We start from the raw sequence: 26,308 nt of genomic DNA, 5'->3' as shown, positions 1-26,308 counted from the left end.
CTTAAGTAGGTACGGTGATGTTAGCTTCTGTGCCTTGCTGGGGTTTTGAGTTTATCGATAACTCAAAACCTTGGTTGCGCACAAGTTCTCGGGTGATCACAAGCCCTATACCTGTGCCATTTGCTTTGGTTGAGTAAAATGGCACGAACAAGTTATCAGGGTTTTGAATACCACAACCTTGGTCGCTAATTGCAATATTTAAGCTATCACCTTGCCTTGACCAAGTGAGGCTAGGGGCTGAATTGCTGCCTGCTTCAAAGGCATTTTTTATCAGGTTGATCAATGCTTGTTCTAGCTGGCCTAAGTCGGCATCAACATATAATTCTTCACTGCTATTTATCACTAGTTCAGGAAATATAGCGCTTAAACGTGTGTTTAGTTGCTCGCTACTGATTGTCTGTTTTTGTGCGGGGGGTAGCTTGGCAAACGCACTGTAACTGGCTACAAAATCAAGCAAGTGCTGAGCGCGTTTTTCTATAACTTGCAGCATATCTTGGGCGAGATCATCGTGACTGCTAATTTGTCCTTGGCGCTTAAGGGTTTGCAATGATTGACTCATTGAATAAATCGGCGTGAGTGAGTTACGCACTTCATGATTTAACACTCGAATTAACCGTTGCCAAACAAGTTGTTCATTATCGCGAAGCTGTTGCTCAATTGAAAAGAAGGTCAGTAATTCAAAGTTTCTGCCGGTCCGCCAAAAAGTCTGCGATGAGATTTGAAAGCGTTGTTTAAACAGTGAGTCGTTGTTTTGTTGCCATTCGCCACCATGCAGGGCAATGCCTAAGTCGCTGGCCGATTTACCTTCAATCTGGCGATGGATAATACTGTTTTTAAACGCCTTATTACTAAAGTAAATCAAGCCATGGGGGTCTAGTATAACGATGGGTAAGTCCAGCATGCTGGCAAACTCAAACACAAACTCTTCTGTTTGCATATAATGGCGCTTATTTTTGGCTATTTTATTGCTGAGCTTGGCAAAATCTTGCTTAAGCGCTGCGACTCGTCCACTTTGATAAGACGCTAAATGCCAACTATTACTTTCGTCATTTGCCAGTGCATCTAGTTGCAGACCAAAGCGTTCAATCACATCGATGATCACGCGGTAGCTTTTAATTAAAGCAAAAGCGCTTATCCCGATAAACGGCAATAATAGGCTAATACTGGCAAACCAATCTAGTTTTAAGCTGAGCGAAAGGGCAATACCAAGCGTAAATAGCACCGCTATAACCATAAAAAAATAGCGTCGAATACGCTGCTCTAACGACAACTTGCTACTCATTTAGCGTTCTACTTCTTTTAAATCGAGCTGATGTTTATCAATGCGACGATAAATCGCCGATTTACTTAATCCTAAAAATTCTCCTGCGGCGATAACATTACCATTAAATTGCAGCAGCGCTTTTTGAATCATTTGTTTCTCAAGCTCTTCAAGGGGCAATAGTGGCAAGGCTTGTTCAGCATTACTATTCGTTTGCTCGCAACTTGGTTGATCTAAAATGAGGTCATTGGCTTGAATATTGTTGTTATCGCTCATGATCACCGCGCGTTCAATGCAGTGGCTTAGCTCACGAATATTACCAGGCCAGCTGTAGTTTTTTAGCGCGTTTAGAGCATCAGGACTTAGCGCCATATTTGCACGTTGGTATTTTTTACCATGCACCAATAATAAGTGTTCTGCCAAGGGGGCGATGTCGTCTTTTCTGTCGCGAAGCGGTGGAATGTGCAGTTCAATGGTATTGAGTCTAAATAATAAGTCACGGCGGAACTCACCCTGCTCAATTGCCGTAGCTAATTCACTATTGGTGGCAGAAATAATGCGAACATCGGCGGTTTTGGTTTGGCTTGAGCCTAGCACTTCAAACTCTTTGCTTTCTAGCACGCGGAGCATTTTACTTTGCAGCTCAAGGCTTAAAGTCGCAATTTCGTCTAAAAATAAGGTGCCGCCTTCGGCAATTTCAAAACGCCCTAAGCGGTCTTCTTTGGCATCAGTAAAAGAGCCTTTTTTATGGCCAAATAATTCACTTTCGAATAGCGTTGGCGCAATAGCGCCAATATTCACGCTTACATAGCGTTTATCACATCTGAGAGAATGCTTATGAATATAATGTGCTAATAAGCTTTTGCCTGTACCATTTTCGCCGGTAATTAAAATGCTGGCATCGGTTTTTGCTGCGCGCTCAGCTTTGGCAAGCAACAGTTGCATGATTTTTGATTTAGCTATGTAATGTGCTTGTGTGTCACTGGTAAGCGCCTTTAAGCACGCGTTGTCGTGATTACTTTGCTTGAGCTTGAGTTGTTGTTGCACAACGGCGGTTAAGCGTAAGTTATTCCATGGCTTTTCAACAAAGTCGACAGCCCCTAATTGCATGGCTTTAACGGCAACATCAATGCTAGCCCAAGCGGTCATCACAATGACAGGTATGGTCGATCCTAATTGATTTAGTTGCTTTAAAAAGCGTAACCCTTCTTCACCTGAGGTGGTGTCGAGCTTGTAGTTCATATCGAGCAAAATCAGGCTAATGTGCTCTGATTTTAATAACTCAAGGGCATGTTCAGGGCCTTCGGCCTCAAGGCAATGTAAGCCCAGTTGTTGTAATGCAACAGTAGCAGCCAGACGTACATCAGCTTGATCGTCTATGACTAAGATTTTGTCCATGATGTTTTCTTATTATCCTGTTGAGGTGGCTTAAATTTAAGCCACCATTTTGTGCTGTTAATCGTTACGTAGTGCGGCCATAGGTTTTGCTTTAAGCAGTAAAACCAAAGGTCTAAAGCAAGCGAATAGCGCAATACATAAGGTAATACTCCAAGCGAGTAATTGCAGTCTTACATCAAGTATCAGCCATGACATTAGCTGTCCTTGTAACATGTAAAAACCCACCATTACCGCGGCGAGAGCAACCGCAAAGCCAATGAGCACAGGGATAATAGCTTCAACACTCATCAGCTTGAATAAGCGCGCTTTTTTCGCACCTAATGCCATACGAATACCAAACTCATAACGGCGTAGACCCAGGTTGTAGCTCAGTACCCCAAAAATACCGATTGCTGCTAATAATAGAGTAAATAGCGCTAAGGTACTACACAGAACCACTGTCAGTCGGCTCATATACAGTAAATTGTCGTACTCTTGTTGCAGGTCATTAAACTGCCACATGGTTAAGTCGCTGTTCTTTTCTTTTAGCGTATTAAGTATTTGTTTATTAGTCAGCTTAACGCCTTCAGAAGCTTTGATAGTAAACATGTAGCTATACGGTGTTGCAGGCCACCAAATGTGACGACCAAACGATTCATCGTAGTATTTAGGGTGATTAAAATCTTCGGTTACACCCACCACTTCATACATCTTTTCTTCTAAGCCTTGGTAGCTCTTGCCGATAATATTTCTATAGTCTTGGCCTGGTAATAAGTTCTCTGCCACGCTGACTGATACCAGTATCTCGTTGGTTTCACCTCGTATTGCTTGTTCAGTAAAGGTGCGGCCGGCGAGAATTTTGGTATTAACTAAAGCAAAGTAATCAGGCCCTACCCACTGACTAGGGAAGAAAACGGAGCTTTTACCGTTTACATCAGTCAAGGTGTTGGCGTTTTGTCTTTGCGAAACAGGGCTGTGACCCAGGGCAACATCATCAATGCCTTGGCTATCAAGCAAAACCTGCTTGTATTGCAGCATGTGTTCGTAGCGCTCAGCCAATGACATTTGATTATTTGGCTGGAAAAGGTTAGCAAAATACAGGTTTTCGGTATCACTACCGAGTGGGCGGTTAATCGTGCCCATGGCTTTACTGACTACCATCACAGAAAAACTTACAAGCAGCGCGGCAACAAACATTTGTGAGCCAATTAAAATACGCACTGTGCGGCCAGATACCTGCGAAACACCGCCCTTACCACTGTTTTGCATTTGCGTATTTAGGGTTTTGTAATTTACCAAACGTGCTGTAATTACAGAGAAAATATAAGCAAGAGCAATACACAGTATAATGGCAACAATAACTAACGTGGTATCAACGGCTAAGCTATTCACCAGTGGTAAACGCCCTTCTGCCAATACTTTAAATAAACGTATGCCCCATACCGATAAAAACAGCGCAATGCTTACCGATAAGGTCATTAAAATCAGTGATTGTAAAAAGATACTTTTAAATAGCGTGCTGCGTTTTGCACCTAACACCGCCTGCAAGGCGAGGGTTTTATGTTGAGCAAGAGCGCGTGAGAAGAACAAAGTGCTTACATTAAGTACTGCAATAATCAGTAGCCCTACCGCACCGGCTAACATCATCAAGCTTAAGTCATCGTTATTACCCAGCTCAACGTCACGATAAGGGGTTACTTCAGGTTTTACATCGGTGATCCCCCCGTTGTTTAGCCATTCTGATTTAACCGTATCAATTTGCTGTTTTAAATCGACTTTAACTTGATCTATGGTGACCCCAGGCTTTAAAACAGCAATTAGTTTTAGGTTTTTGAACGTGTTTGTCCATGGGCTTTGCCAATCGTCATTGTGAAAGAAACGGCGGTCAGCACTGGATGGAAACCACACTTCAACATCACTTGCTTTAAACATGTAAGGTGGGCTGAATGAGTCATCAACAACACCGACGATACGGTGAACATAATCGGTTTCACCAGCCATGACTGAGAGTGTTTTACCAATAATGTTCGGGTCGCTGTTGTAATGTTTGCGCCAGAAGTTAGCAGATATAACAACCCGGTCATCAGGAGTTTCTAGCGTTTCTCCAAGGTCAAAACCTTGTCCCATTAAAAATGGCGTGTTTAATAAGTCAAAATAGTTGCCGCCAACATACAGCACAGGCTCTTTCGGTTCGCCATCAAGGTTTGCAAAAATTTGCTCACCTGCATTGATCATCATACTTTGTTCAAAGCTTTGATTATGCTTAAGCCAATGCACCATCGACTGATAGCTTTGAAAGCCAGTAGCATCATAGTCATCATAGGTAAGTGATTGCTCAACCACCACCATGCGGCTTTCATCGTACACATCAAGGGGCTTTAAAAAGTAGCTGTTAACAAGGCTAAGCACCACAAACAAGGTGGCCAGTGTTAAAGCAAGCGTTGCGATAACCGCAGTGACAAAGCCCGGTGCATTCATTAATGATGCCCACGCTAAGCTTAATTGGGCGCGTGTTTTGGTTAATTTCATTACATCACCTCGGCGCTTTCGAGAACTTGCTCAGCAGTGTCGCTGCTAGGTGCTTGGCGAGCTTCAGAGTAGGAAACAATTTCACCATCTAACAATTTAAGTTGCGTTTTAGCGCGCCCGGCATAACGTAAGTCATGGGTTACCATACAAATCGTGGTGCCTTTTTTATTTAGCTCATCGAGCAAGTCCATGACAGCATCACCATTTTTTGAATCTAAGTTACCGGTTGGCTCATCCACCAATAAAATGCTTGGCTTGCCAGCCAATGCGCGGGCAATGGCAATACGCTGTTGTTGACCACCAGATAATTGGTTTGGTTTATGCTGAGCACGGTGGCCCATTTCAACTTCATCAAGGGCTTGTTTTACCGCAAGCTCTATTTCGCTCGGGCTCATGGCTGGCTCTCGGTAAGTGAGCGGCAGTGCCACGTTGTCAAACACCGATAATTCATCAATTAGGTTAAACGACTGAAATATAAAACCAATGTGAAGGTTTCTAAGTTCAGCTTGCTGATCCATATCGAGGGTTGTTGTGTCGACTTCTTTAATGAAATAGTCGCCAGCAGTTGGGCTATCTAGTAAGCCTAGTAATGACAGCAACGTCGATTTACCACAGCCAGATGGGCCGCTAATGCAAATATAGTCACCCTGGTTAATATTCAGGCTGATGTCTTTTAATGCATAGGTTTCAACATTTTGGCCGCGATAAACTTTGGCGATTTTGTTTAATGAGATAAGCGTGTTGGTTTTCATAAGCTGTCCTGTTCGATTTTTATTGTTGCCAAATGCTGCCATTTAGAAAGGTCAGAAATGATCAGCTGTTCGCCCACGGTGGCACCGCTCAAAAGTTGAATTTGATTGTCACTGAGTGTACCAAATTCGATATTAGTTGGCGTTGCTAACTGGGTATTTGGATTAAGTTTAAATAGCGTGGCTTCGCTGTGTGCTTGCGCTTTTTGCGGCACGTTAATGGTTAACGCATCGGGAATAATGTTGCTAACAACATAACCTTCAATGCTTAAATCTGGGCGGGCATTGGCAGGCAGTGTGCCTTGTAAATCAAGTTCAATAATAACCCGACCATCGGTAACGATAGGGTCAATTCGGGTAACTTTGGCATCAACTTCACCGTGGCTTGCTTGGCTAAAGGTGTTTACTTTTGCTGCCATATTGAGTGCCACTTTTTCGGCATCAGCTTGCTTCACACTCAGCTCTGCTTTTAGTGCTTTGTTTGAGCCAACCACAGCAAGGCGGGTGCCCGGCACTAGGTTCTGACCAAGTTCAACATTCAATTCTTGTAGCATGCCATCGATACCTGCCGTTATTTGCAGCTGATCAAAAGCATGTTGCTCAACTTGATAATTAAGCTCAAATTGGCTTAATAGCTCTTGCTGTATTTTGCTACGTTGTAAGTGCATTTCTTTGAGCTGAGCGAGGCGTTGCTGCTCGATACTTACGCGCTCTGTAAGCTGTGCAACGTTTAGCATGCTTCGTTTATAATCTAGGCTTGAAACAATTCCTTGTTCGATCAGTTTACTTTCGGCATCGACTCTAAGCTCTGCGCTTTGTAGCTCACTTTTTAAAATGGCGAGATTCGCTTGGCGTTCAAGTAGCTCACTTTGCTGGTTAATTTTTTGCTCATTAACACTGGCTTTTTGGCGAGCGAGTTCTAGCCGAGCGACCGATAAACGCTGCGCTTGCTGAGGGTTTACTAGGCTTAAAATCACCGTGTTTTTGTTAACAATAGTGCCGGGGTAAACGTGGATAGCTTCGACCATTGCGGTGTCAGTATTGGTTAAATAGCGTTGATACTTCGGTTTTAAACGGCCAAAGCCACGTATTTTTACTACAAAATCGGCTTGTTCTACGGTCGCTATTTGCAATTGGCTTGCAGAAACCACGGTGGGTGTCGCCCATTGATAAACCATTATAGCGCCAAGCGCTGACACGCTAATAGCTGCACCAATAAGCCATTTTTTAGCTTTTGATTGCTGAGGTTTACGTTTTAGAGTGCTGTCTAAATCCATTGGCTATATTTCATTGCGTTGTAAGTTTAGCAACACAAAAGCGAGTAACGTGCCAAGGTTTAATTTATTGATTTTTATCGTTTTTTAATTTTGTGATTAGGTGGGCTTTCCCACTTTTGGGATTAATAAAATCAAAAGTGGGACAAACTATAATGCAGTGTTTACTGGGTTAATTCTGCAAGTTTAGCCAGTTGCTTTTTAGCATGTGCGTTATCAGGTTTAAGCTTGAGTACTTGGTTATAGTTGGCTATTGCTTGTTTAAGGTTACCGAGATACCAGTACGCTTCTGCTAGGCTATCAAAGGTATTATAACTATTAGGGTAAAGGTGTGTGTTAAGCTTAAAAACCGCTAATGCTTCATTGAGTTTGTCTTGGTTGATAAGCGAATAACCCCATAAGTTAATATCGTTTTCAGCAAATTGAATCTTCTTTTCTTTACTTAATTGATCCGCAGCCACAATTGCATTTTCGTAGCCTTGTACTTCAAGAACTTGCCATAAGCGTTTTATATTTTTGGGCAGGCCAAAGCCATTCTCTTGTTTCATTTCTGGAATATAAAAGCCAGCAATTTCATCTACAAATTGCGATGGCATTGCACCCATTAAGTTGGTTAAGATCACAATTGACATATTATCTTCTGGGTAAACAAAGATACCAGCCCTGTTACCACCCACAGCGGCTAATGCAGGATGCTCTTCTCGGTCCATAACAGGCCAGCCAAGACTGTAGCCGTTTAAACGTTGATTGAAGCCTTGAGTGTGACCGCTTTTTAGGCGAGTCGGAGTCCACATTTGCTGTATACTGTCTTCACTAATAAATTGATTTGTTTGTAAAGCGATTAGCCAATTTGCCAATTCTGCTGCTGTTGATGCCATGCCTGCGGCGGTTTGTAACATTTCAGAAAAAATGGCTTCTCTTGAGTTGAACAGTTCATCGCCTTGATTTTCGTATCGTCTTGCTGAGTGCTTTACAGCATTGTTGAGGTTATTAAAGCCCGCTTCAAGTGTTCTGCTCATTTCAGCCTGCTGTAATTGGTTTTTTTCGATAAATTGCTGAAATGGCATCCCCGATAGTTTGTTAATTAACTTACCAATAATAACGTAATTTGTTTGGTTGTATTTAAAGCGAGTGCCTGTTTCGAATTCTAATGGCTTGGTTTGAACTAGTTGCCATGCATCATCGGGTCCTTGATCTGAGATTAAATCAGCAACTTCACCTTTTATTATGTCAGGTAAGCCTGATGTATGGCTCATTAACTCTCTGGTTGTTATAGCGTGCCACTCAGTTGGCAATTCTGGCAGATAAGTGCCAATAGGCGCATTAAGATCTAATTTCTTTTGCTCAACAAGCTGCATCAGCGCCACACCAACAAAAGCTTTTGTTGCAGAATTAATGGCAAATAAAGTGTTGCCATCAACGGCGGTATTATCTTCAATATTTGCAACTCCGTAGCTGGCAACTTTAGTTACTTTATTATCTCGAACGACGGCGAGTTGTAGCCCTGGAATATTTCTTTTTTGCATTAACTCAACCACCCATTGGTCAAGCTCATCTGCATGTGCAGAAAAGGCGCAGAAACTGGCTGATAGCAGTGTTATGGTCGGAAGAATTAATTTTTTTGCTAGTTTTTTGCAAGCTGTGTACACGATGTTGTCCTTAGTGTTCATTTTTATCTATTACTTTTTACTTAGATAGTTTTGATGTGAGCACTAAAGCGAGGAGTATGCCAATATTTAACGTTTTGAAATTTATGGTTTTTATTTTGTATCTTGGTTTAGGAATTCCCATTTATGGGAATTTCAAATTAAAACTGGGAGTGAAAGCTTAAATTAGCTTTCTTCGATTTTGCCAACCTGTGAAAGTTGATTAAACAAAATGCCTGCTTGGGTGCGGTTATAAACATTAAGCTTGCGTAAAATCGCTGAAACATGCTGCTTGATAGTAGTTTCTTGAATCGACATTTCAAAAGCGATTTGTTTATTCAATAAACCGTCGGCAATCATCGCCAATACGCGATATTGCTGTGGTGTAAGCTTTTCAAGATTGCGAGCAAATTCGCTTTGTTCGTCGTTTATCACTACATCGGTTAAATCAACTTCGGGTGGTAGCCAAGTGTCGCCATTTAATACATGGCTAATTGCTTCACTGATGACATCTAAAGAAGATGACTTAGGAATATAGCCTGCAGCGCCAAGACTCATGGCTTGTTTGATTATGGCGGGGGTTTCATTGGCAGAGACCATAATCACTAAGATATCTGGGTAGTGATTTCGTAATTGCGAAAGGGCTTGTAGGCCATTTGCACCTGGAATAGTTAGGTCTAAGAATATCAGTTCAATTTCAGGATGTGCATTTAATAGTGCGAACAAGCCATCAATGTCACTTGTTTCTTTAATATGTTCTTCGGGCACTGATGTCGCGGCGGCTTGACGCAGTGCACTTCTAAATAACGGGTGATCATCGGCGATTATAGTGTTCACAGCTAAAGACATTCCCTCGATTCTCCAATGCGTTATGTTATAAGTGATTTTGCGCTTTGAAACAAGGTTTGCCTGAAGGGAAGTTTCAGACAAACCTTTCTCACACAAGGATTTAGGTTCTTTTTTAGAAACGGTAACCAACAGTGAAGGCAACAGTGCGAGGGTCGCCGTAGTAACCGATTAGCGTATTATCACCACCTAAACCAGGGGTGTATTTGCTCGTATCAGTTGGATCTGTTGGATCAGGTGCTACGAATTGGTAACCACCAATCATGTACTCTTCATCCGTTAAGTTTTTGCCGTAAAGACCAGCAGTCCAGTGACCGTCTGTGCTGTACCAAGTAATACCCATGTTAAAGATACCGTAAGCATCTTGAGTGAGTAGGCTATCTTCTTCGAATAGAGCGTAGTCGCCTCGGTGGTAGTAGTTACCATTTACTACAAAATCACCCATTTCTGTGTACATGCGATAGGTCGCACCTAGATTGAAGGTCAAATCTGGCGTGTTTGATACTGTGAAGCGATCTGATTTGTCGAATGCCTCGCCTGTTTCAGGGTCGTAATCAATTACGTTATCAAAGCTACTGTCTATATAGCCAATTGATGCATCAAAGCTTAGTGATTCTGTGGCTACGTAGTTAAGTTCAAGTTCGATACCATCTGAGGTTGATTCACCAATGTTACCTAAGCGTTGGTTTAGATCAGATGCACTGTCTCCCGGTAACACCGAAATATACTGACGGTCTTTATGATCAAGGGTGAACAAGGTTACGTTCGCACGTAAGTTATTATTCCACTCACTCTTCATACCGATTTCGAATGAATCAACGATTTCAGGTTTTGCTGCAGGCTCTGCGGTTGTTGCTCGCGGGTTGAAAGTACCTGACTTAAAGCCTTGCGCATAACTTGCAAAGAACATGATGTCGTTTGAATACTGATATTCAACACCAGCACGTGGTGTGAAGCGTGACCATTCTTCTTCATCATCTAGTACGGTTGGTACGAGTTGACCTTCTGGGCGAGTATAACCAGGGATCCAACCTGATTCTGGATATACAATGTCAAAAATTAGGCCGTTGTTAACAAGCGCCTCTTTTTTGTCTTTGGTGTAACGTGCACCCAATGTCATTGACCATTGATCATTAAAGTCATAGCTACCTTGAATATACGCAGCTTTACTATTTGAGTTACTACAACCACTAACTTCACGAGTGAGGCCAGGAGCGCCTAAGCTTTGACCTAAGATACCTAAAATTGCCTCAAACTGGCCACATGATTCACCATCGTAATAGTAAAGGCCAGATACAAATTTGTAGTTATCACCTTGATGGTTTAGCTGTAATTCGTGAGTAGTTTGTTCATCATCGTAAATAGCGGGTACATCGAAAATCGGCAACGACGTATTATCAAAGTCGATATTAGTTGGTGAGTAGCTCTCTCGGCTTGAGCCTATGTATTTTATGCTCGTGCTGTCAGTCATATCCCAACGAGCAGTTAAGCTGTAGCCTTCTAGTTCAACTTTGTTCCATGTTGGTAAGCTGGTGTATGAGTCATACACACTGTCTGGAACTGGTGCATCTGTTAGTAGGCTAGGAAGTAAGCGGTAGCCACCTTTCGCGTTAGATTTATCTTCTGTTTTATCCCACGCAAAACGGAAAAATAGGTCATCAGTAGGCGTGTATTCTAAAGTAACACGAGCTGCGGTAACGTCTTTGTTGTAGTTTTCGCGGTCTTGGTTATCAAGAGCAGATGTTAAAAACTCACCAAAACCATCACGATTAAGTGTTGCAAAACCAAAACCTACATAGAGTTTTTCGTCAATAATTGGCAGTTGACCAGTAATTTTTAGATCTTTTTGGTTATAGCTACCTACAGTGCCTTGTATATTTAAAGTTGCATCACCGCTCATTTCTTTGGTGACGTATTTAATTGCACCACCAATGGTATTTTTACCGTAAAGCGTACCTTGTGGACCACGTAATACTTCGATTTGTTGCACATCAAGAAGGTCAAGCACCGCACCTTGTGGGCGAGCAAGATAGACATCATCAATATAGATACCAACACCCGGCTCATAACCCCACAATGGGTCTTGCTGACCTACACCACGAATAAACGCAGTAATTGTAGAGTTAGTGCCACGGCTTGCTTGCAAGGTGGTATTTGGCGAGAACTGCTGAACTTCGGTCATAACGACGATACCGTTTTCTGCAAGCTCTTCAGCACCAACTGAAGTTACAGCAACAGGAACTTCTTGCAGGTTTTCAACGGTTTTACGCGCTGTTACCTGAATACGTTCTAGTTCCCCTTTTTTTGCTGCAGGTTCGGCTTGTTCTGCCGCTTGAGCACTGACACCTGCTAATGCAAGTGATACAGCCAGAGTAAGTGGCGCGACTTTTGGGTTAAGCTTTATCATGTTGTATTCCTTGTTATTGTTGTCATTAGTCTTATGGCCACTCTCGTTGATGTTGCCGAAGACTTAATAAGTTTGCCCGTGTCACCTGTCAATTAATGTAGAAGATAGTTGCAAAAATTGAATTAGTACCATAGTGCTATACCCACCACAGCCCTTTATTTATCAAGCAATTAAGCTATTTTTAAAGCAGATAGTACCTTAGTGTTATGTATTTTTTAGGCGCTTAAGGTAAGACTGATAGCATTATTCCGATGTCACCTCATCTGTGTAATAACAATAATTATAGGAATGTCTATGCTGAGCATGATAGGACTGTTAGGCGGTTTAATACTGCTGATCATTTTAACGCTGCGTGGGGTAAATTTATTTATCGCCGCGCCAATCTGTGCGTTGTTAGTCGCACTTAGTAGTGGCATGGCCATTTTCCCTGTATCGGCAGATACAAACTTTATTAACGCCTATATGGATGGCTTTGCTGGTTTCTTAAGTGCGTGGTTCTTTATGTTCTTGCTGGGTTCTTTATTCGGTAAGTTCATGGAAGACACCGGTGCTGCAGACAGTGTTGCGAGCTATATTGTAGGCAAACTAGGTATGAAACACGCAGTTCTTGCGGTGGTGATCGCCTGTGCAGTTTTAACCTACGGCGGCGTGAGCGTCTTTATTGTTGCGTTTTCTGTTTACCCAATGGCATTAAGTTTGTTTAAAGATGCAAACTTACCGCGCCGCTTTATTCCAGCAACCCTGGCATTTGGCTCGGTGACCTTTACCATGACTTCGGCAGGCTCGCCAGAAATTCAAAACTGGATCCCGGTTAAGCACCTTGGCACGTCGCCATATGCAGCATGGGAAGTGAGCTTAGTGGTGGCCATTTTCATGGCAACAGTAGGTTATTTTTGGTTAAACAAGATGATCAAAAAAGCCGTTGCCAATGGTGAAACTTTTGAAGCTCGTGATGATGATCCTGTCATTATTGAGCGTCGTCGTCCGCACCCAATTACTGGTGTGATCCCGCTAATCGTGGTGTTACTTTTATCATTTACTCTACATGATGTACTGCAGCAAACAGCACTTATTGTAGCCTTGCTTGGTGGCGTATTGAGTATTGTGATTATCAACTTCAAGCATTTTCACGATATGGGAAATGCAATTAATGTTGGTACAACAGGCGCTTTAGTGGCAATCGGTAATACTGCAGCAGTGGTTGGTTTTGGAGCTGTAGCGAAAGTATCACCGGCATTTACCGCAGCAGTAGATGTGATGACTCATATGCCTGGGAATGAGCTGGTTGGCGCTGCAGTGGCAGTGAGTGTAATTGCTGGTTTAACGGGCTCTGCTTCTGGCGGGCAAGCTATTGCATTACCACTTGTAGCACCGGGTTATTTAGATATGGGAGTTAATCCTGAACAGCTGCACCGCGTGGTGGCAATTAGTTCTGGAGCTCTCGATACCTTGCCGCATAATGGCTATGTAGTGACAACAATACGCGCTATCTGTAAAGAAACGCATCAACGAGCGTATTGGTCAATGGCAGCACTTACTGCGGTCGTTCCGCTTATCGGTGTCGCATTGGCACTTGGACTCTTTATTTTCTTTTAAGGAACAGCAATGAAAACCAAATTAATAATTTTGCTATGGCTGGTTGTATTTAGTAGTACTGCGTTTGGCGCCGAAAACAAAGCCGAAACCATGCTAGTGGAAAAACAGCATTTTACGACAAAGGATTTTACCACTGTGTCTGGCGTGACCTTGGAGCAAGTGGATATTGGCTGGGAAAGTTACGGAAAACTAAACGCCAATAAAGATAACGTGATTTTAATTACTCATTATTTCTCTGGCACTTCTCATGCCGCAGGCAAATATAAAGCGGATGATGCCCTACCGGGTTATTGGGATGCGATTATCGGCCCAGGCAAAGCTATCGATACGAATAAATATTATGTGATTAGTTCAGATACGTTAGTGAATGCCAACTGGCATGATGAAAATGTAATCACCACAGGCCCTGCGTCAACTAATCCTAAAACAGGCAAACCTTATGGTTTAGATTTTCCTGTGGTTACGATTACTGATTTTGTGAATGTGCAAAAGCGTTTACTTGAAAGCCTAGGTATCACTAAGTTACATGCTGTGATGGGCGCATCAATGGGGTCGTTTCAAGCACTTGAGTGGGCAACGCGTTACCCAGATAAAGTTGAGCGTTTAATTCATGTGATTGGCGCTGCAACGATAGATGCATGGACAGTCGCAGCACTTGAAAAATGGGCGTTACCAATTCGTTTAGATAAAAACTGGCAGCAAGGTAATTATTACGGCAAAGAGCGTCCGTTAGATGGCTTAGCGGCAACCATGCTTAATATTACGCAAGATGCGATGCATCCAATTATTTATAACGCGAGCTTCCCTGACTTTAACGTGCTTGATGAAGGCGCGTTAAAAGACATTCGTACCTTGCCTAAGTTAAACCAAATACTAGCACAACGTGCAATGGCGCGTGCGAAAACCCAAGATGCAAATCATGTACTTTATTTGGTCCGGGCATCACAACTATTTACCGCTGGCATGCAAAGCGATTTAACAACTGCACTTAAAAATGTATCTGCCAAAACATTATTACTACCCGCAACGAACGACTTACTGCTTCGCCCTGAAAACATGCGCACCGTGTTTGACACCATGAAAGCAGCAGGTAAAGACGTTGAGATTTCAGAAATTGAAGGGGGCTGGGGACACCTTGATGGCATTTTCTCAATCGCCCCTAAAGCGCAGCTTATCAGTGAGTTTTTAGAGGAGTAGCCCGATGAGCAAAACAGTTTTAATTACTGGTGCAGCCAGTGGTATTGGTTTATATGTTGCCCAGCAACTAGCGATGCAAGGCCACACTATTATTGTCACTGATTTAAATCAGCAAGCTGCAAAACAGGCGGCAGCAGGTATTGTTGAGCAAGGTGGTAGCGCCGAAGGGTATGCACTTAATGTGGCAGATAGTGATGCAATAGAGCAGTTTTTCAATGAGCTTAATCAGCCGATTGATGTGCTTATTAATAATGCGGGTATTCAGCACGTTGCAAAGCTTGAAGATTTTCCGGCTGATAAGTGGCAGTTTTTACAGCAAGTTATGCTCGTTGGCCCGGCGATGATGACCAAAGCCGTGCTACCACGAATGCGTGAACAAGACTTTGGTCGCATCATTAATATTGGTTCAATCCACGCCATGGTGGCGTCCAAATATAAGTCAGCTTATATCGCTGCGAAGCATGGCTTAATCGGCTTTGCTAAAACTATGGCACTGGAAACTGGTGATGCCAATATCACTATTAACACTGTGTGCCCAGCGTATGTAAAAACGCCGCTAGTGGAGCAACAAATTGCCTCACAAGCAAAAGAACACGGTATTTCAGAGCAACAAGTGATTGACACGATTATGCTGGCACCAATGCCGAAAAAAGCATTTATCGGTTTAGATGAGATCCTGCATACCGTTAGCTTTTTAATGGCCGATGCAGCACGCAATATTACCGCCCAAGCAATCGCCATTGATGGCGGTTGGACTGCACAATAGGAGGAGCCAATGGCAGGTTTTGATAAAGTAGTTACAAGTTACAGCGAAGCGATGGCAGGCCTTGAAGATGGCATGACAGTGATAGCGGGTGGTTTTGGTTTATGCGGTATTCCTGAGGGTCTGATTGCACAAATTAAACGTCAAGGCACCCGTGATTTAACTGTGGTATCGAATAACTGTGGCGTTGATGGTTTTGGTTTAGGTGTGTTGCTTGAAGACAAACAGATCAGCAAAATGGTTGCCTCTTACGTTGGTGAAAACGCGTTATTTGAACAGCAGTTATTAAATGGTGAACTCGAAGTTGAGCTAACACCGCAAGGCACTTTAGCTGAAAAAATGCGTGCTGGCGGGGCGGGCATCCCTGCATTTTATACCGCAACAGGGGTGGGGACCCCGGTAGCTGACGGTAAAGAAACCCGCAATATTAATGGTCGCGATTATTTATTAGAGCCAAGCATTACTGGCGATTTCGCGATAGTTAAAGCGTGGAAAGCAGATCGCTACGGTAACTGCATTTATCGTCATACGGCGATGAACTTTAATCCGATGGCAGCAACCGCAGGCAAAGTTACGGTTCTTGAAGTTGAAGAAATTGTTGAGCCAGGAGAGCTGGAGCCAAGCCAAATTCAAACGCCGGGTATCTATATTGATCGGGTGATTAAGGGTGAATTTGAAAAGCGCATCGAGAAAGTTACCACTAAGCAAGAGAATCAATAAGGAGCACGCTGATGGCATTATCACGAGAACAAATCGCTAAACGCGTGGCGATGGAACTACAGGATGGTTACTACGTTAACTTGGGTATAGGTATTCCAACCTTGGTCGCTAATTATGTCCCTGATGGCATCGAAGTGATGCTGCAATCTGAAAATGGTTTACTCGGTATGGGGCCATACCCAAGTGCAGACCAAGTTGATGCCGATATGATCAACGCAGGTAAAGAAACGGTCACCGCTGCAACGGGAGCGGCTATTTTTAGCTCCGCAGAAAGCTTTGCCATGATCCGCGGCGGCCACGTTGATTTAACCGTGCTGGGTGCGTTTGAAGTGGACCAAAACGGCAATATTGCCAGTTGGATGATCCCGAAAAAGTTGGTTAAAGGAATGGGCGGTGCGATGGATTTAGTCGCCGGTGCTAAAAACATTATTTGCACCATGACCCATGCCAACAAGCATGGCGAATCAAAACTGCTGACCGAATGTAGTTTGCCGTTAACAGGTGTTGGTTGTATCAATAAAGTGATCACCGATTTGGCACTTTTAGAAATTAAAGACGGTGCATTTCATTTATTAGAGCGTGCCCCGGGTGTCTCGGTTGATGAGATTATTGCTAAGACACAGGGCAAGCTTATTGTCTCTGGCGACATTCCTGAGATGACTTTTAGCTAGTTTTACGACTTTAAGTAGTTAATTTGCCTAGAATTTATACTAAACCCCAATAATGTGCTTTTTGTTCATGACTTTTATGAACAAAAAGCCATTTATCACCATCAATGCAACTTACCCCCTAAACATTTCGTTAATCTATCGTTAACACTATGCTCCAAACCAGATCGCCATTTGCAGTAGGCCGATCAACGACAACAAATAATTATAATCTGGTGTGGAGTAATTCATGAAAGCAAGTAACACACAGCTCGCTTTAGCCTTTGTAGCGGCGTTAGCAAGTACATCAGCATTCGCACAAAGCGACACTGAACAATTACAGCAACAACTCGACGCACTTCAAAAAGAAGTGGACTCATTGAAAGCATCAAGTAGCTTTAACTTAGAGTTTGGCGGTCGCGTTCAACTTGACTACAACTACTTTGATGGTGCCTACAATGCCAATAATGAAGGTACAGGGGGGAGTGAATTCTTCCCTCGTCGTATCCGTACTTATGTTGAAAGTGAACATGGCAAGTGGGATCACAAACTACTACTCGAATTTGCTGAAGGCACGGCTGAAATCGTGTTAGCGCGTGTACGTTATGCATTCGACAACGGCTTAAAAGTAAAAGCCGGTAAAATCCGCGAAGATATGTCATTAAATGCACTAACCAGTTCAAAACATATTAATACTATTGAGCGCAGCACCCTTGCTAATTCTTTCTCACCTTTCTTCCGTTGGGGTATCTCGGCTTATCAATACTTTAAAGACTCAGGTTTACGTTATGCCGTGGGTGTTTACAAGAACGATGCGTTTGGTGCCTCAGGCCACGACGAAGATGACAAACTGACATTGGCTGTAACAGGTCGCTTAACGTGGTCTAGTGCAGCACCAGGTGATGTGATTCATGTAGGTGCTTGGCACTCTTATCGTGATATGGGTGGTAATGATTTAAGCGCTCGTTTTGCCCGTGGTGAAGTGCGTGAAACCAATGTTCGCTTAGTGGATTACGCGGTCGGTGGTGAAACGGCTGCGCTTGATAGTATGTCGCAAAGCGGTCTTGAATTTGCCTACCAAGCGAATGCATTCACTCTAGAGGCTGAATATGCCAGCCGTTATCTCGATACGGTTGATAGCAGCAATGAACTTGATGGAGAGCGTTTTGATGGCTTTCATGTTTCGGCAAGTTATTTCTTAGGCGGTGAGCAGCGCCGTTACAAAGCAGGTTCAGCATTATTTGTGCAACCAAAAGGGATTAAAGATGCATGGGAGCTTGTTGCACGTGTGTCACAAATGAACGCCAGCAGCAAACAGCAAGGTACCGACGTAACCACTTACACAGTAGGCACATCATATTACCTAAGCAGCGATATCAAATTTATGGGCAACCTGATTTACAGCGATGTTGATGGTGCCGGTGCTTCTACGCTGGTAGGTGATGAAGATTCAGGTATGGGCATCAGTGCTCGTATGCAGTACTTATTTTAGGAGTCGTGCATTATGACTAAGTTTAAATCATTAAAAAGCTCTCTTTTAGCAGTTTCGTTATTAGTAACCAGCCCGCTAGCATTGGCAAACTTACACTTTTTGGTACCGGGTGGCCCTGGTGGCGGTTGGGATACCACAGCACGTGGTGTCGGTGAAGCAATGGTGAAAGCGGGCATTGAAGATAATGCATCGTTTCAGAATATGTCGGGCGGCGGCGGTGGCCGTGCGATTGCTTATTTGATTGAGTCGGGCACTAAAAAAGGCGATATGTTGATGGTTAACTCAACGCCTATCGTACTGCGCGCATTATCAGGAAAAATCCCTTACAGTTATCGCGATTTAACGCCAGTTGCCAGCATGATTGCTGATTATGGTGCGTTTGTTGTCCGTAATGACTCACCTTTTAAAACATGGCAAGACGTTATTGATGCAATGAAAAAAGACCCTGGCTCTGTAAAAGTAGCGGGTGGCTCAGCGCGCGGCAGCATGGATCACTTAGTAGCAGCACAAGCGGTGAAAGCAGCGGGTATTGATGGTCGTCGATTACGTTACATTCCTTACGATGCCGGTGGTAAAGCGAAAGCAGGTTTATTGTCGGGTGAGGTCAACTTACTTTCGACAGGCTTAAGTGAGGCACTCGAAGTCGCTAATGGCGGTCAGGCACGGATTTTAGCGGTGACTTCTGCAGATAAACTTCCTGATTACCCAGCAATTCCAACCTTAAAGTCGCTAGGTTACGACATGGAGTTCGTAAACTGGCGCGGCTTTTTTGCGACCCCAGATTTACCTGCAGATAAGCTAGCAGAGTACACAGAAAAGCTGCGTAAGCTGCAACAAACCCCTGAGTGGGAAGCGGTTCGTGCCCGTAATGGTTGGCTAAATCTGTTTCAAGAAAAAGACGCGTTTATTAAATCACTTGAGCAGCAAGAAGCGCAATTACGCGTTGTAATGAAAGAACTTGGTTTTATCCGAGGCTAAGGTTAGACAATGTTAAACCGTGAACTAATTGGACCAAGTTTATTCTTGGTCCTCTTTACCCTCTACGCCCTTGTGGCTTGGCAAATTCCACTTATGCCATTTGAAGAGTACGAAAGTGTTACTTCAGCAACCTTACCAAAAGTGTATGCAGTATTCGGTATCGTGGTGTGTGTACTTTCGATTGGTGCCAACTTATTAAAGCAGGCGCCTGCAGAAAAAGCAGAGCTACTCAGTAAAGGCAACTTACTACGTACCTTTGCACTGTTGGTTTTAATGGTTGCTTATAGCGCCATGCTTGAACCGTTTGGTTTTTTAATTGCCACCAGTGCATTTTTAATTGCTGGCTTTTTTATTATGGGTGAACGCCGTAAGAAGGTGTTGTTGTTTGCTTCAGTGCCTGTGGCCGTGGTTTTTTGGTTTTTAATGACACAAGTACTGGGCATCTACTTAGTACCTGGCAATCTGTGGAGTTAAGTTATGCTTGATGGAATTATGTTAGGTTTGTCGACCGTACTCGACTGGAACAACTTGTTATATGTGATTGTAGGCTGCTTTGTTGGCACGTTCATCGGTATGTTACCTGGTCTAGGTCCAATTACTGCGATTGCGTTGATGATCCCGATCACTTACAGCATCGGTGCTGATTCGGGCATGATTTTAATGGCCGGTGTTTACTACGGGGCTATATTCGGTGGCTCTACTTCTTCTATTTTGATTAATGCGCCGGGTGTGGCGGGGACGGTAGCGTCATCGTTTGATGGCTACCCGCTAGCAAAGCAGGGTAAGGCAGGTAAAGCCCTTGCGATTGCAGCTTATTCATCCTTTATAGGCGGTACGATTGGGGCCATTTTACTGATGGTGGCTGCGCCTTTATTAGCAAAAGTGTCATTAAGTTTCCAATCGCCTGATTATGTTGTACTGATGTTTTTAGGCTTAACGGCCATTGCCGCGTTCTCTAATAAAGGGCAATTTCTAAAAGCCATGATGATGACGGTATTTGGTTTAATGCTGGCAACAGTAGGGATTGATCCCTCTTCAGGTACCGAGCGCTTTACCTTTGGCCAAGCTGATTTATTAGATGGTATTAGCTTTTTATTAGTAGCAATGGCAACGTTCGCGTTGGCTGAAGCTCTGATTAATGTGGCACGCCCTGAAGCTGAACCAGATAAAAAAATTGATGATCCTGATACGCCAAAAATTGGCTCAACAAAACTGACTAAAGAAGAAGTAAAAGACATGGCTCCTGTGGTTGGCCGATCATCTTTACTTGGCTTTATTGTCGGTGTTTTACCGGGCGCAGGGGCAACCATTGCCAGCTTTATGGCCTATGCCACTGAGCGGAACCTTGCTCCAAAGGCATTGAAAGATAAATTTGGTAAGGGCTCAATGCGTGGCTTAGCCGCACCTGAGTCTGCTAATAATGCTGCTTGTACGGGCTCATTTGTACCATTACTGACTTTAGGTATTCCGGGTTCGGGCACTACTGCGATTATGCTAGGTGCATTAATTGCCTACGGTATTCAGCCGGGTCCTATGCTAATGCAAGAAAATCCAAGTGTGTTTTGGGCGGTAATTGTCAGTATGTACTTTGGCAATATTGTACTGCTTATTTTGAATTTGCCGTTGATCCCGTATTTTGCCAAAGTGCTGGCAATGCCTAAATCTGTGCTGACAGTAATGATTTTATTCTTCAGCTTAATTGGCGTGTATTTAGTGTCATTTAACACCTTTGATTTATTTATGATGGTGGGTTTTGCGCTGGTGGCCTTGGTGCTTAGATTGTTAGCTTTCCCGATGGCGCCTTTATTACTTGGCTTTATCCTCGGTGATATGATTGAGCGAAATTTCCGCCGTGCGATGATGATTTCAGATGGCTCGCTGAGCTTTTTATGGGACCGCCCATTAACACTGAGTATTTTTGTGATTTCGATCTTAGTGTTGTTGTTCCCACTGAAAGACTATATTGTCCAACGTCGTAAAGACAAAGCAGCTACGCAAACAGAGCAACATGCGTAGTACAAGGCACTGATATGAGATACACCAATAAGCTAAACCCATTTCAGCATGTGGTTAAAAAACCAAAGCGCTTAGAAACGCGGCTCATCATTTGGGTTACCGGTCTATGTGTTTTACAGGCTGTGTTGTTTGGCGCTTTGGTGTATCAGATCACTGCAGAAAGCTTACATAACCACATGGGTGATAAAGCGCTTTCGCTAGCAACCAGTATTGCTTCACGAGATGACGTGCTAAACGCATTACAAACGAAGCAAGGGCTTAATGAGTTAAATAAGCAAATAGAGCATATTCGTGAACTAACCGCAGCTAGTTTTATTGTTATCGGTGATAGGAATACCCGTCGCATTGTTCACCCCGACTCTGACAAGCTGGGTAAACCTATGGTGGGTGGGGATAGTAAAGCGGCGCTACGTGGTGAGCGTTATGTGTCGATTGCAAAGGGGAGTTTGGGCGAGTCTATCCGTGGCAAAGTCCCTGTACTCTCAGAACAAGGCGAAGTCATCGGCTTGGTATCGGTTGGCTTTTTAGTACAATCAATTGAACCGCTTATTCGTGCTCGTAGTGCTGAAATCATGCTTTGGGGCTTGTTGTTAGTCGGTTTAAGTATTTTGGCTGCGGTGTATATCGGGCAACGGGTTCGTAATGCTATTTTTGGTTTACAACCTGACGAAATTGCAAGGCTGTTCTCAGAGCAAGATGCTATTTTGAATACTGTTCGTAGCGGCATTATCGCCCTCGATCCAGAAGGTAACGTGCGTAACTTAAACCAACGTGCTTGCGAAATCCTTGGTAAACCGATCAGCTGCATTCATCAGCCACTTAAGCTTGAAGATTTACTTCCTGAACATACTGAGTTTTTGATGCATAACCAACAGCGTCCGATTGTAGGTTTTGAATTATTTGCTGCAGATAAACGCATTGTGTTGTCGCGATATGCACTGCAAGTGCAAGGTCAGGCTGATGGGATTTTATTGAGTATGCGCCCAGCGGATGAGCTTGAGTATTTATCGCAGCAATTAACTAAAGTGCAAGCTTTTGCTGAGCTATTACGAGTACAAACTCATGATTACTCAAACAAGCTAAACTTGATTGGTGCATTAATTCAAATGGGACAAACTGAGCAGGCTATTGAGTTAATTGGACAAGAAAGCAAGGGCTCGCAAGCACAGATCCATCATTTACTCGAAAGGATCCAAGATCCGGTACTTGCTGGGTTACTTGTTGGTAAATACCATAAAGCCCGTGAATTAAACGTAATACTTGAGCTTAATCCAGATAGCTTATTGGGAGCAATCACCCGTAAAGATATGCTGGAACGGGTTGTCTCGATACTTGGCAATTTGATTGATAACGCAATTGAAGCCGCTATTCGAGCTAGCGATACACGTACCCCTAAGGTTCGTGTTACGGTTGATGAAACCAGTAAAACATTATTGTTTGATGTTGAAGACAGCGGTTTTGGTTTAGGCGATGACAAGGATGTGATATTTACACCACAATACAGTTCTAAGTCAGGGGCTGAGCATGGTATCGGCCTTTATTTAGTTAAAACCAACTTAGATTCGTGTCGTGGTAGTTTAGAAATAGGTGAGTCTGATCTGATGGGGGCACGTTTAAGTGTCTACATTCCAAAATAATAAAAATGATCAGCCTATAAATAAAAGGTAAAGAACATGACTTACTCAGTTGTCATTGTTGAAGATGAAGTAGAAGTTGCCCAATTATTGGCGCAATATTTATTACTTCCTCATGGCGTAGCTGGCCAACAAGGGGCGCGGCAAACACTGCGTCAAGGGCAATATCAGGTTGTTGGTATTGCAGGCAATCTTGCCACTGCGAAAGCGTTATTATCGGCCGTTAATGCCGATTTAATTTTGCTCGATATTCATTTACCCGATGGCAATGGTCTTGATTTACTTAATGAGTTGCGCCGCGAGGAAATGAAAAGCGAAGTAATGCTTTTAACCGCAGCAAAAGAAGTAGAAACACTAGAAAAAGCCATGCAGCTTGGCGCTTGTGACTTCTTGGTTAAGCCATTAATGCTAAATCGCTTAGATCAAGCATTGGCACGATTCGAAGCAAGACAACAATGTTTCTCAGATGCCGATGAAGTAACCCAATCTATGGTCGATACTTTATTTGGATCGCAAGAACAGTTAAAAACGCCAGTTAGGCTACCAAAAGGGGTGGATCAGCTTACTTTGCAAAAGATCTTAAAAGCTTTTAAAGCGAATATTGGCACGGCTTTTACTGCTCAGCAAATGGGGGATTTAGTGGGCGTAAGTCGCTCAACAGCCCGCCGTTACCTCGAATACTTGCTTGAAGCCGAGCAAGTCAGTGCTGATCAGAGCTACGGGAGTATCGGGCGACCTGAGCGCTGTTATAAAATGACAAGCAGCTAATCGCATCATTTAATTGCCAAATCAGCTCTAAATTAGCGATTTTAGTAGCATAAACTCACTGTTCGGCACGTTAAAAAGTGCCGCTTATCCTGAGCATAGAAAAATTTTATAAAATTGATTGCATTTTAAGCGACTTCGATGGTGATGTTCGCTTTAAGTAATGCTATACTCCCGCCGAATAATTTTTCGACTTTATTAAGAGTAAAATAATGGCAGATTTATCGAAGTACAGAAATATTGGTATTTTCGCCCACGTTGACGCGGGTAAAACTACCACCACTGAGCGTATCCTTAAGCTTACGGGTAAAATTCATAAGACTGGTGAGGTACACGACGGTGAGTCTACTACTGACTTCATGGAACAAGAAGCTGAGCGCGGTATTACAATCCAATCAGCAGCTGTAACTTGTGAGTGGAAAGGCCACCGCTTAAACGTTATCGATACTCCGGGACACGTTGACTTCACAGTAGAAGTATACCGTTCACTTAAAGTGCTAGACGGTGGTATCGGTGTATTCTGTGGTTCTGGTGGTGTTGAGCCGCAGTCAGAAACTAACTGGCGTTATGCGAACGAATCAGAAGTTGCACGTGTAATCTTCGTAAACAAATTAGACCGTATGGGTGCTGATTTCTACCGCGTTGTAGGTCAAGTTGAGAAAGTACTAGGTGCTAACCCACTAGTTATGACTTTACCAATCGGTATCGAAGACCAATTTTGTGGTGTTGTAGACGTACTTGAGAAAAAAGCATACGTTTGGGACGAGACTGGTCTTCCTGAAAACTACGAAGTACAAGACGTTCCAGCTGACATGGTAGACAAAGTTGATGAATACCATGAAATGCTTGTTGAGTCTGCTGTTGAGCAAGACGAAGACCTAATGATGGCTTACATGGAAGGTGAAGAGCCTTCTCTAGAAGACATCAAACGTTGTATCCGTAAAGGTACTCGTGATCTTGCGTTCTTCCCAACATTCTGTGGTTCTGCATTCAAAAACAAAGGTATGCAGTTAGTACTAGACGCGGTTGTAGATTACCTACCTTCGCCTACAGAAGTTGACCCACAACCTCTAACTGATCCTGAAACAGGTGAGCCTACTGGTGAAGTAGCAACTGTTTCTGCAGATGAGCCACTTAAAGCGTTAGCGTTCAAAATCATGGACGACCGTTTCGGTGCACTTACGTTCATCCGTATCTACGCTGGTCGCATGAAGAAAGGTGACACAATCCTTAACTCAGCAACTGGTAAAACAGAGCGTATCGGCCGTATGGTTGAGATGCAAGCTGACGAGCGTAACGAACTTACTGAAGCACAAGCGGGTGACATCATCGCTGTTGTTGGTATGAAGAACGTTCAAACTGGTCACACCCTTTGTGATCCTAAGCACGAATGTACACTTGAAGCGATGATCTTCCCTGATCCAGTAATCTCAATCGCTGTTGCTCCTAAAGACAAAGGCGGTAACGAGAAGATGGGTATCGCGATCGGTAAGATGGTTGCAGAAGATCCTTCATTCCAAGTTGAAACTGACGAAGATTCAGGCGAAACCATCCTTAAAGGTATGGGTGAGCTTCACTTAGATATCAAAGTAGATATCCTTAAGCGTACTTACGGCGTAGACCTAGTTGTTGGTCAACCTCAGGTTGCTTACCGTGAAACTATCACGAAAGAAATCGAAGATAGCTACACGCATAAGAAACAATCTGGTGGTTCTGGTCAATTCGGTAAGATCGATTACCGCATCAAGCCAGGTGAGCAAAACTCAGGCTTCACGTTCTCTTCATCAGTTGTTGGTGGTAACGTACCTAAAGAATTCTGGCCTGCAGTTGAGAAAGGCTTCGCATCAATGATGCAAGAAGGTGTTCTAGCTGGCTTCCCAGTACTAGACGTTGAAGTTGAGCTTTTCGACGGTGCTTTCCACGCAGTTGACTCATCAGCAATCGCGTTCGAAATCGCTGCTAAAGGCGCTTTCCGTCAGTCTATCCCTAAAGCGGGTGCACAACTTCTTGAGCCAATCATGAAAGTTGACGTATTCACTCCGGAAGACAACGTTGGTGACGTAATCGGTGACCTTAACCGTCGTCGTGGTATGATCAAAGACCAAGAAGCTGGCGCAATGGGCGTTCGTATCAAGGGTGATGTACCATTATCAGAAATGTTCGGTTACATCGGCCACTTACGTACAATCACGTCAGGTCGTGGTCAGTTCTCTATGGAGTTCTCACACTACGCACCATGTCCTGCAAACGTTGCTGAAACAGTAATCGCTGCAGAAAAAGAGAAAAAAGCTGCTAAGTAATTAGCCTTTTAATTCTTTGAAAAAACCCGCACTAGTTGCGGGTTTTTTATATTCTAAAAAGATATTTAACGCACTAGTTGCGGGTTTTTTATATTCTAAAAAGATATTTAA

20 protein-coding genes are annotated in these 26,308 nt (G+C 43.4%); 12 read left to right on the top strand and 8 right to left on the bottom strand.

Going from position 1 to position 26,308, the window contains the following annotated elements; all coding sequences use genetic code 11:
- Window position 1 precedes the first annotated feature (1 nt).
- The 8 genes from L1D46_RS01860 to L1D46_RS01825 form a co-directional block, all read right to left on the bottom strand.
- Window positions 2-1,282, bottom strand: a complete 1,281-nt coding sequence (locus L1D46_RS01860) for a HAMP domain-containing sensor histidine kinase (RefSeq protein ID WP_239976655.1) — start codon at window positions 1,280-1,282, stop codon at window positions 2-4.
- Window positions 1,283-2,659 (bottom strand): sigma-54 dependent transcriptional regulator, encoded by a 1,377-nt coding sequence (locus L1D46_RS01855; RefSeq protein ID WP_239976653.1) that lies wholly within the window; start codon window positions 2,657-2,659, stop codon window positions 1,283-1,285.
- A 57-nt stretch (window positions 2,660-2,716) separates the two neighbouring features.
- Window positions 2,717-5,167 (bottom strand): ABC transporter permease, encoded by a 2,451-nt coding sequence (locus L1D46_RS01850; RefSeq protein ID WP_167658252.1) that lies wholly within the window; start codon window positions 5,165-5,167, stop codon window positions 2,717-2,719.
- On the bottom strand, window positions 5,167-5,919 hold the full coding sequence (locus tag L1D46_RS01845) for an ABC transporter ATP-binding protein (protein ID WP_239976651.1): 753 nt from the start codon (window positions 5,917-5,919) through the stop codon (window positions 5,167-5,169). Before L1D46_RS01845 ends, L1D46_RS01850 begins: the two co-directional genes overlap by 1 nt.
- Window positions 5,916-7,193 carry an HlyD family secretion protein gene (locus tag L1D46_RS01840; protein ID WP_178926386.1) on the bottom strand — a complete coding sequence of 426 codons (1,278 nt, stop codon included), beginning with the start codon at window positions 7,191-7,193 and terminating at the stop codon, window positions 5,916-5,918. The genes L1D46_RS01845 and L1D46_RS01840 overlap by 4 nt, the downstream gene beginning before the upstream one ends.
- Window positions 7,194-7,354: 161 nt before the next feature.
- The gene (locus L1D46_RS01835; RefSeq protein WP_239976650.1) at window positions 7,355-8,860 is read right to left on the bottom strand and encodes a serine hydrolase; all 1,506 of its coding nucleotides are present in this window, start codon (window positions 8,858-8,860) and stop codon (window positions 7,355-7,357) included.
- Between the two features lie 162 nt (window positions 8,861-9,022).
- The gene (locus tag L1D46_RS01830) at window positions 9,023-9,685 is read right to left on the bottom strand and encodes a response regulator transcription factor (protein ID WP_130050227.1); all 663 of its coding nucleotides are present in this window, start codon (window positions 9,683-9,685) and stop codon (window positions 9,023-9,025) included.
- A gap of 112 nt (window positions 9,686-9,797) precedes the next feature.
- A complete protein-coding gene (locus L1D46_RS01825; RefSeq protein WP_130050228.1) occupies window positions 9,798-12,089 on the bottom strand; it encodes a TonB-dependent receptor in 2,292 nt (763 codons plus the stop codon).
- A gap of 294 nt (window positions 12,090-12,383) precedes the next feature.
- Between L1D46_RS01825 and L1D46_RS01820 the strand changes: the two genes are divergently transcribed.
- The 12 genes from L1D46_RS01820 (at window position 12,384) to fusA (ending at window position 26,197) form a co-directional block, all read left to right on the top strand.
- Window positions 12,384-13,685 (top strand): GntP family permease, encoded by a 1,302-nt coding sequence (locus L1D46_RS01820; protein ID WP_130050229.1) that lies wholly within the window; start codon window positions 12,384-12,386, stop codon window positions 13,683-13,685.
- 9 nt (window positions 13,686-13,694) lie between these two features.
- Complete coding sequence (locus L1D46_RS01815; RefSeq protein ID WP_239976649.1) at window positions 13,695-14,882, top strand: homoserine O-acetyltransferase; 1,188 nt, start codon at window positions 13,695-13,697, stop codon at window positions 14,880-14,882.
- A 4-nt stretch (window positions 14,883-14,886) separates the two neighbouring features.
- The gene (locus L1D46_RS01810; RefSeq protein ID WP_130050231.1) at window positions 14,887-15,648 is read left to right on the top strand and encodes a 3-hydroxybutyrate dehydrogenase; all 762 of its coding nucleotides are present in this window, start codon (window positions 14,887-14,889) and stop codon (window positions 15,646-15,648) included.
- Window positions 15,649-15,657: 9 nt separating this feature from the next.
- Entirely contained in the window at window positions 15,658-16,365 is a 708-nt protein-coding gene (locus tag L1D46_RS01805; RefSeq protein ID WP_239976648.1) for a CoA transferase subunit A, read from the top strand.
- A gap of 11 nt (window positions 16,366-16,376) precedes the next feature.
- A complete protein-coding gene (locus tag L1D46_RS01800; RefSeq protein ID WP_130050233.1) occupies window positions 16,377-17,036 on the top strand; it encodes a 3-oxoacid CoA-transferase subunit B in 660 nt (219 codons plus the stop codon).
- A 226-nt stretch (window positions 17,037-17,262) separates the two neighbouring features.
- The gene (locus tag L1D46_RS01795) at window positions 17,263-18,504 is read left to right on the top strand and encodes a porin (RefSeq protein ID WP_167658248.1); all 1,242 of its coding nucleotides are present in this window, start codon (window positions 17,263-17,265) and stop codon (window positions 18,502-18,504) included.
- A gap of 12 nt (window positions 18,505-18,516) precedes the next feature.
- Window positions 18,517-19,482 carry a tripartite tricarboxylate transporter substrate binding protein gene (locus L1D46_RS01790; protein WP_130050235.1) on the top strand — a complete coding sequence of 322 codons (966 nt, stop codon included), beginning with the start codon at window positions 18,517-18,519 and terminating at the stop codon, window positions 19,480-19,482.
- A gap of 9 nt (window positions 19,483-19,491) precedes the next feature.
- Window positions 19,492-19,956, top strand: a complete 465-nt coding sequence (locus L1D46_RS01785; protein WP_063700962.1) for a tripartite tricarboxylate transporter TctB family protein — start codon at window positions 19,492-19,494, stop codon at window positions 19,954-19,956.
- A 3-nt stretch (window positions 19,957-19,959) separates the two neighbouring features.
- A complete protein-coding gene (locus L1D46_RS01780) occupies window positions 19,960-21,498 on the top strand; it encodes a tripartite tricarboxylate transporter permease (RefSeq protein WP_239976647.1) in 1,539 nt (512 codons plus the stop codon).
- A 14-nt stretch (window positions 21,499-21,512) separates the two neighbouring features.
- A complete protein-coding gene (locus L1D46_RS01775; RefSeq protein ID WP_239976646.1) occupies window positions 21,513-23,135 on the top strand; it encodes a sensor histidine kinase in 1,623 nt (540 codons plus the stop codon).
- A 36-nt stretch (window positions 23,136-23,171) separates the two neighbouring features.
- Complete coding sequence (locus L1D46_RS01770; protein WP_130050238.1) at window positions 23,172-23,900, top strand: response regulator; 729 nt, start codon at window positions 23,172-23,174, stop codon at window positions 23,898-23,900.
- 209 nt (window positions 23,901-24,109) lie between these two features.
- Window positions 24,110-26,197 (top strand): elongation factor G, encoded by a 2,088-nt coding sequence (gene fusA, locus L1D46_RS01765; RefSeq protein WP_239976645.1) that lies wholly within the window; start codon window positions 24,110-24,112, stop codon window positions 26,195-26,197.
- Window positions 26,198-26,308 lie beyond the last annotated feature (111 nt).

Source organism: Pseudoalteromonas sp. Isolate3 (assembly GCF_022398505.1).
GTDB classification, from domain to species: Bacteria; Pseudomonadota; Gammaproteobacteria; order Enterobacterales; family Alteromonadaceae; genus Pseudoalteromonas; species Pseudoalteromonas apostichopi.
This window is presented reverse-complemented; position numbering and strand designations above follow the sequence as displayed.

Bases quoted from the DNA above. Each gene is read 5' to 3' on its own strand.
- L1D46_RS01800 (WP_130050233.1), top strand. From the start codon at position 16,377: ATGGCATTATCACGAGAACAAATCGCTAAACGCGTGGCGATGGAACTA.
- L1D46_RS01845 (WP_239976651.1), bottom strand. From the start codon at position 5,919: ATGAAAACCAACACGCTTATCTCATTAAACAAAATCGCCAAAGTTTAT.
- L1D46_RS01795 (WP_167658248.1), top strand. From the start codon at position 17,263: ATGAAAGCAAGTAACACACAGCTCGCTTTAGCCTTTGTAGCGGCGTTA.
- L1D46_RS01820 (WP_130050229.1), top strand. From the start codon at position 12,384: ATGCTGAGCATGATAGGACTGTTAGGCGGTTTAATACTGCTGATCATT.
- L1D46_RS01825 (WP_130050228.1), bottom strand. From the start codon at position 12,089: ATGATAAAGCTTAACCCAAAAGTCGCGCCACTTACTCTGGCTGTATCA.
- fusA (WP_239976645.1), top strand. From the start codon at position 24,110: ATGGCAGATTTATCGAAGTACAGAAATATTGGTATTTTCGCCCACGTT.
- L1D46_RS01805 (WP_239976648.1), top strand. From the start codon at position 15,658: ATGGCAGGTTTTGATAAAGTAGTTACAAGTTACAGCGAAGCGATGGCA.
- L1D46_RS01780 (WP_239976647.1), top strand. From the start codon at position 19,960: ATGCTTGATGGAATTATGTTAGGTTTGTCGACCGTACTCGACTGGAAC.
- L1D46_RS01790 (WP_130050235.1), top strand. From the start codon at position 18,517: ATGACTAAGTTTAAATCATTAAAAAGCTCTCTTTTAGCAGTTTCGTTA.
- L1D46_RS01855 (WP_239976653.1), bottom strand. From the start codon at position 2,659: ATGGACAAAATCTTAGTCATAGACGATCAAGCTGATGTACGTCTGGCT.
- L1D46_RS01840 (WP_178926386.1), bottom strand. From the start codon at position 7,193: ATGGATTTAGACAGCACTCTAAAACGTAAACCTCAGCAATCAAAAGCT.
- L1D46_RS01785 (WP_063700962.1), top strand. From the start codon at position 19,492: ATGTTAAACCGTGAACTAATTGGACCAAGTTTATTCTTGGTCCTCTTT.
- L1D46_RS01860 (WP_239976655.1), bottom strand. From the start codon at position 1,282: ATGAGTAGCAAGTTGTCGTTAGAGCAGCGTATTCGACGCTATTTTTTT.
- L1D46_RS01770 (WP_130050238.1), top strand. From the start codon at position 23,172: ATGACTTACTCAGTTGTCATTGTTGAAGATGAAGTAGAAGTTGCCCAA.
- L1D46_RS01850 (WP_167658252.1), bottom strand. From the start codon at position 5,167: ATGAAATTAACCAAAACACGCGCCCAATTAAGCTTAGCGTGGGCATCA.
- L1D46_RS01830 (WP_130050227.1), bottom strand. From the start codon at position 9,685: ATGTCTTTAGCTGTGAACACTATAATCGCCGATGATCACCCGTTATTT.
- L1D46_RS01835 (WP_239976650.1), bottom strand. From the start codon at position 8,860: ATGAACACTAAGGACAACATCGTGTACACAGCTTGCAAAAAACTAGCA.
- L1D46_RS01775 (WP_239976646.1), top strand. From the start codon at position 21,513: ATGAGATACACCAATAAGCTAAACCCATTTCAGCATGTGGTTAAAAAA.
- L1D46_RS01810 (WP_130050231.1), top strand. From the start codon at position 14,887: ATGAGCAAAACAGTTTTAATTACTGGTGCAGCCAGTGGTATTGGTTTA.
- L1D46_RS01815 (WP_239976649.1), top strand. From the start codon at position 13,695: ATGAAAACCAAATTAATAATTTTGCTATGGCTGGTTGTATTTAGTAGT.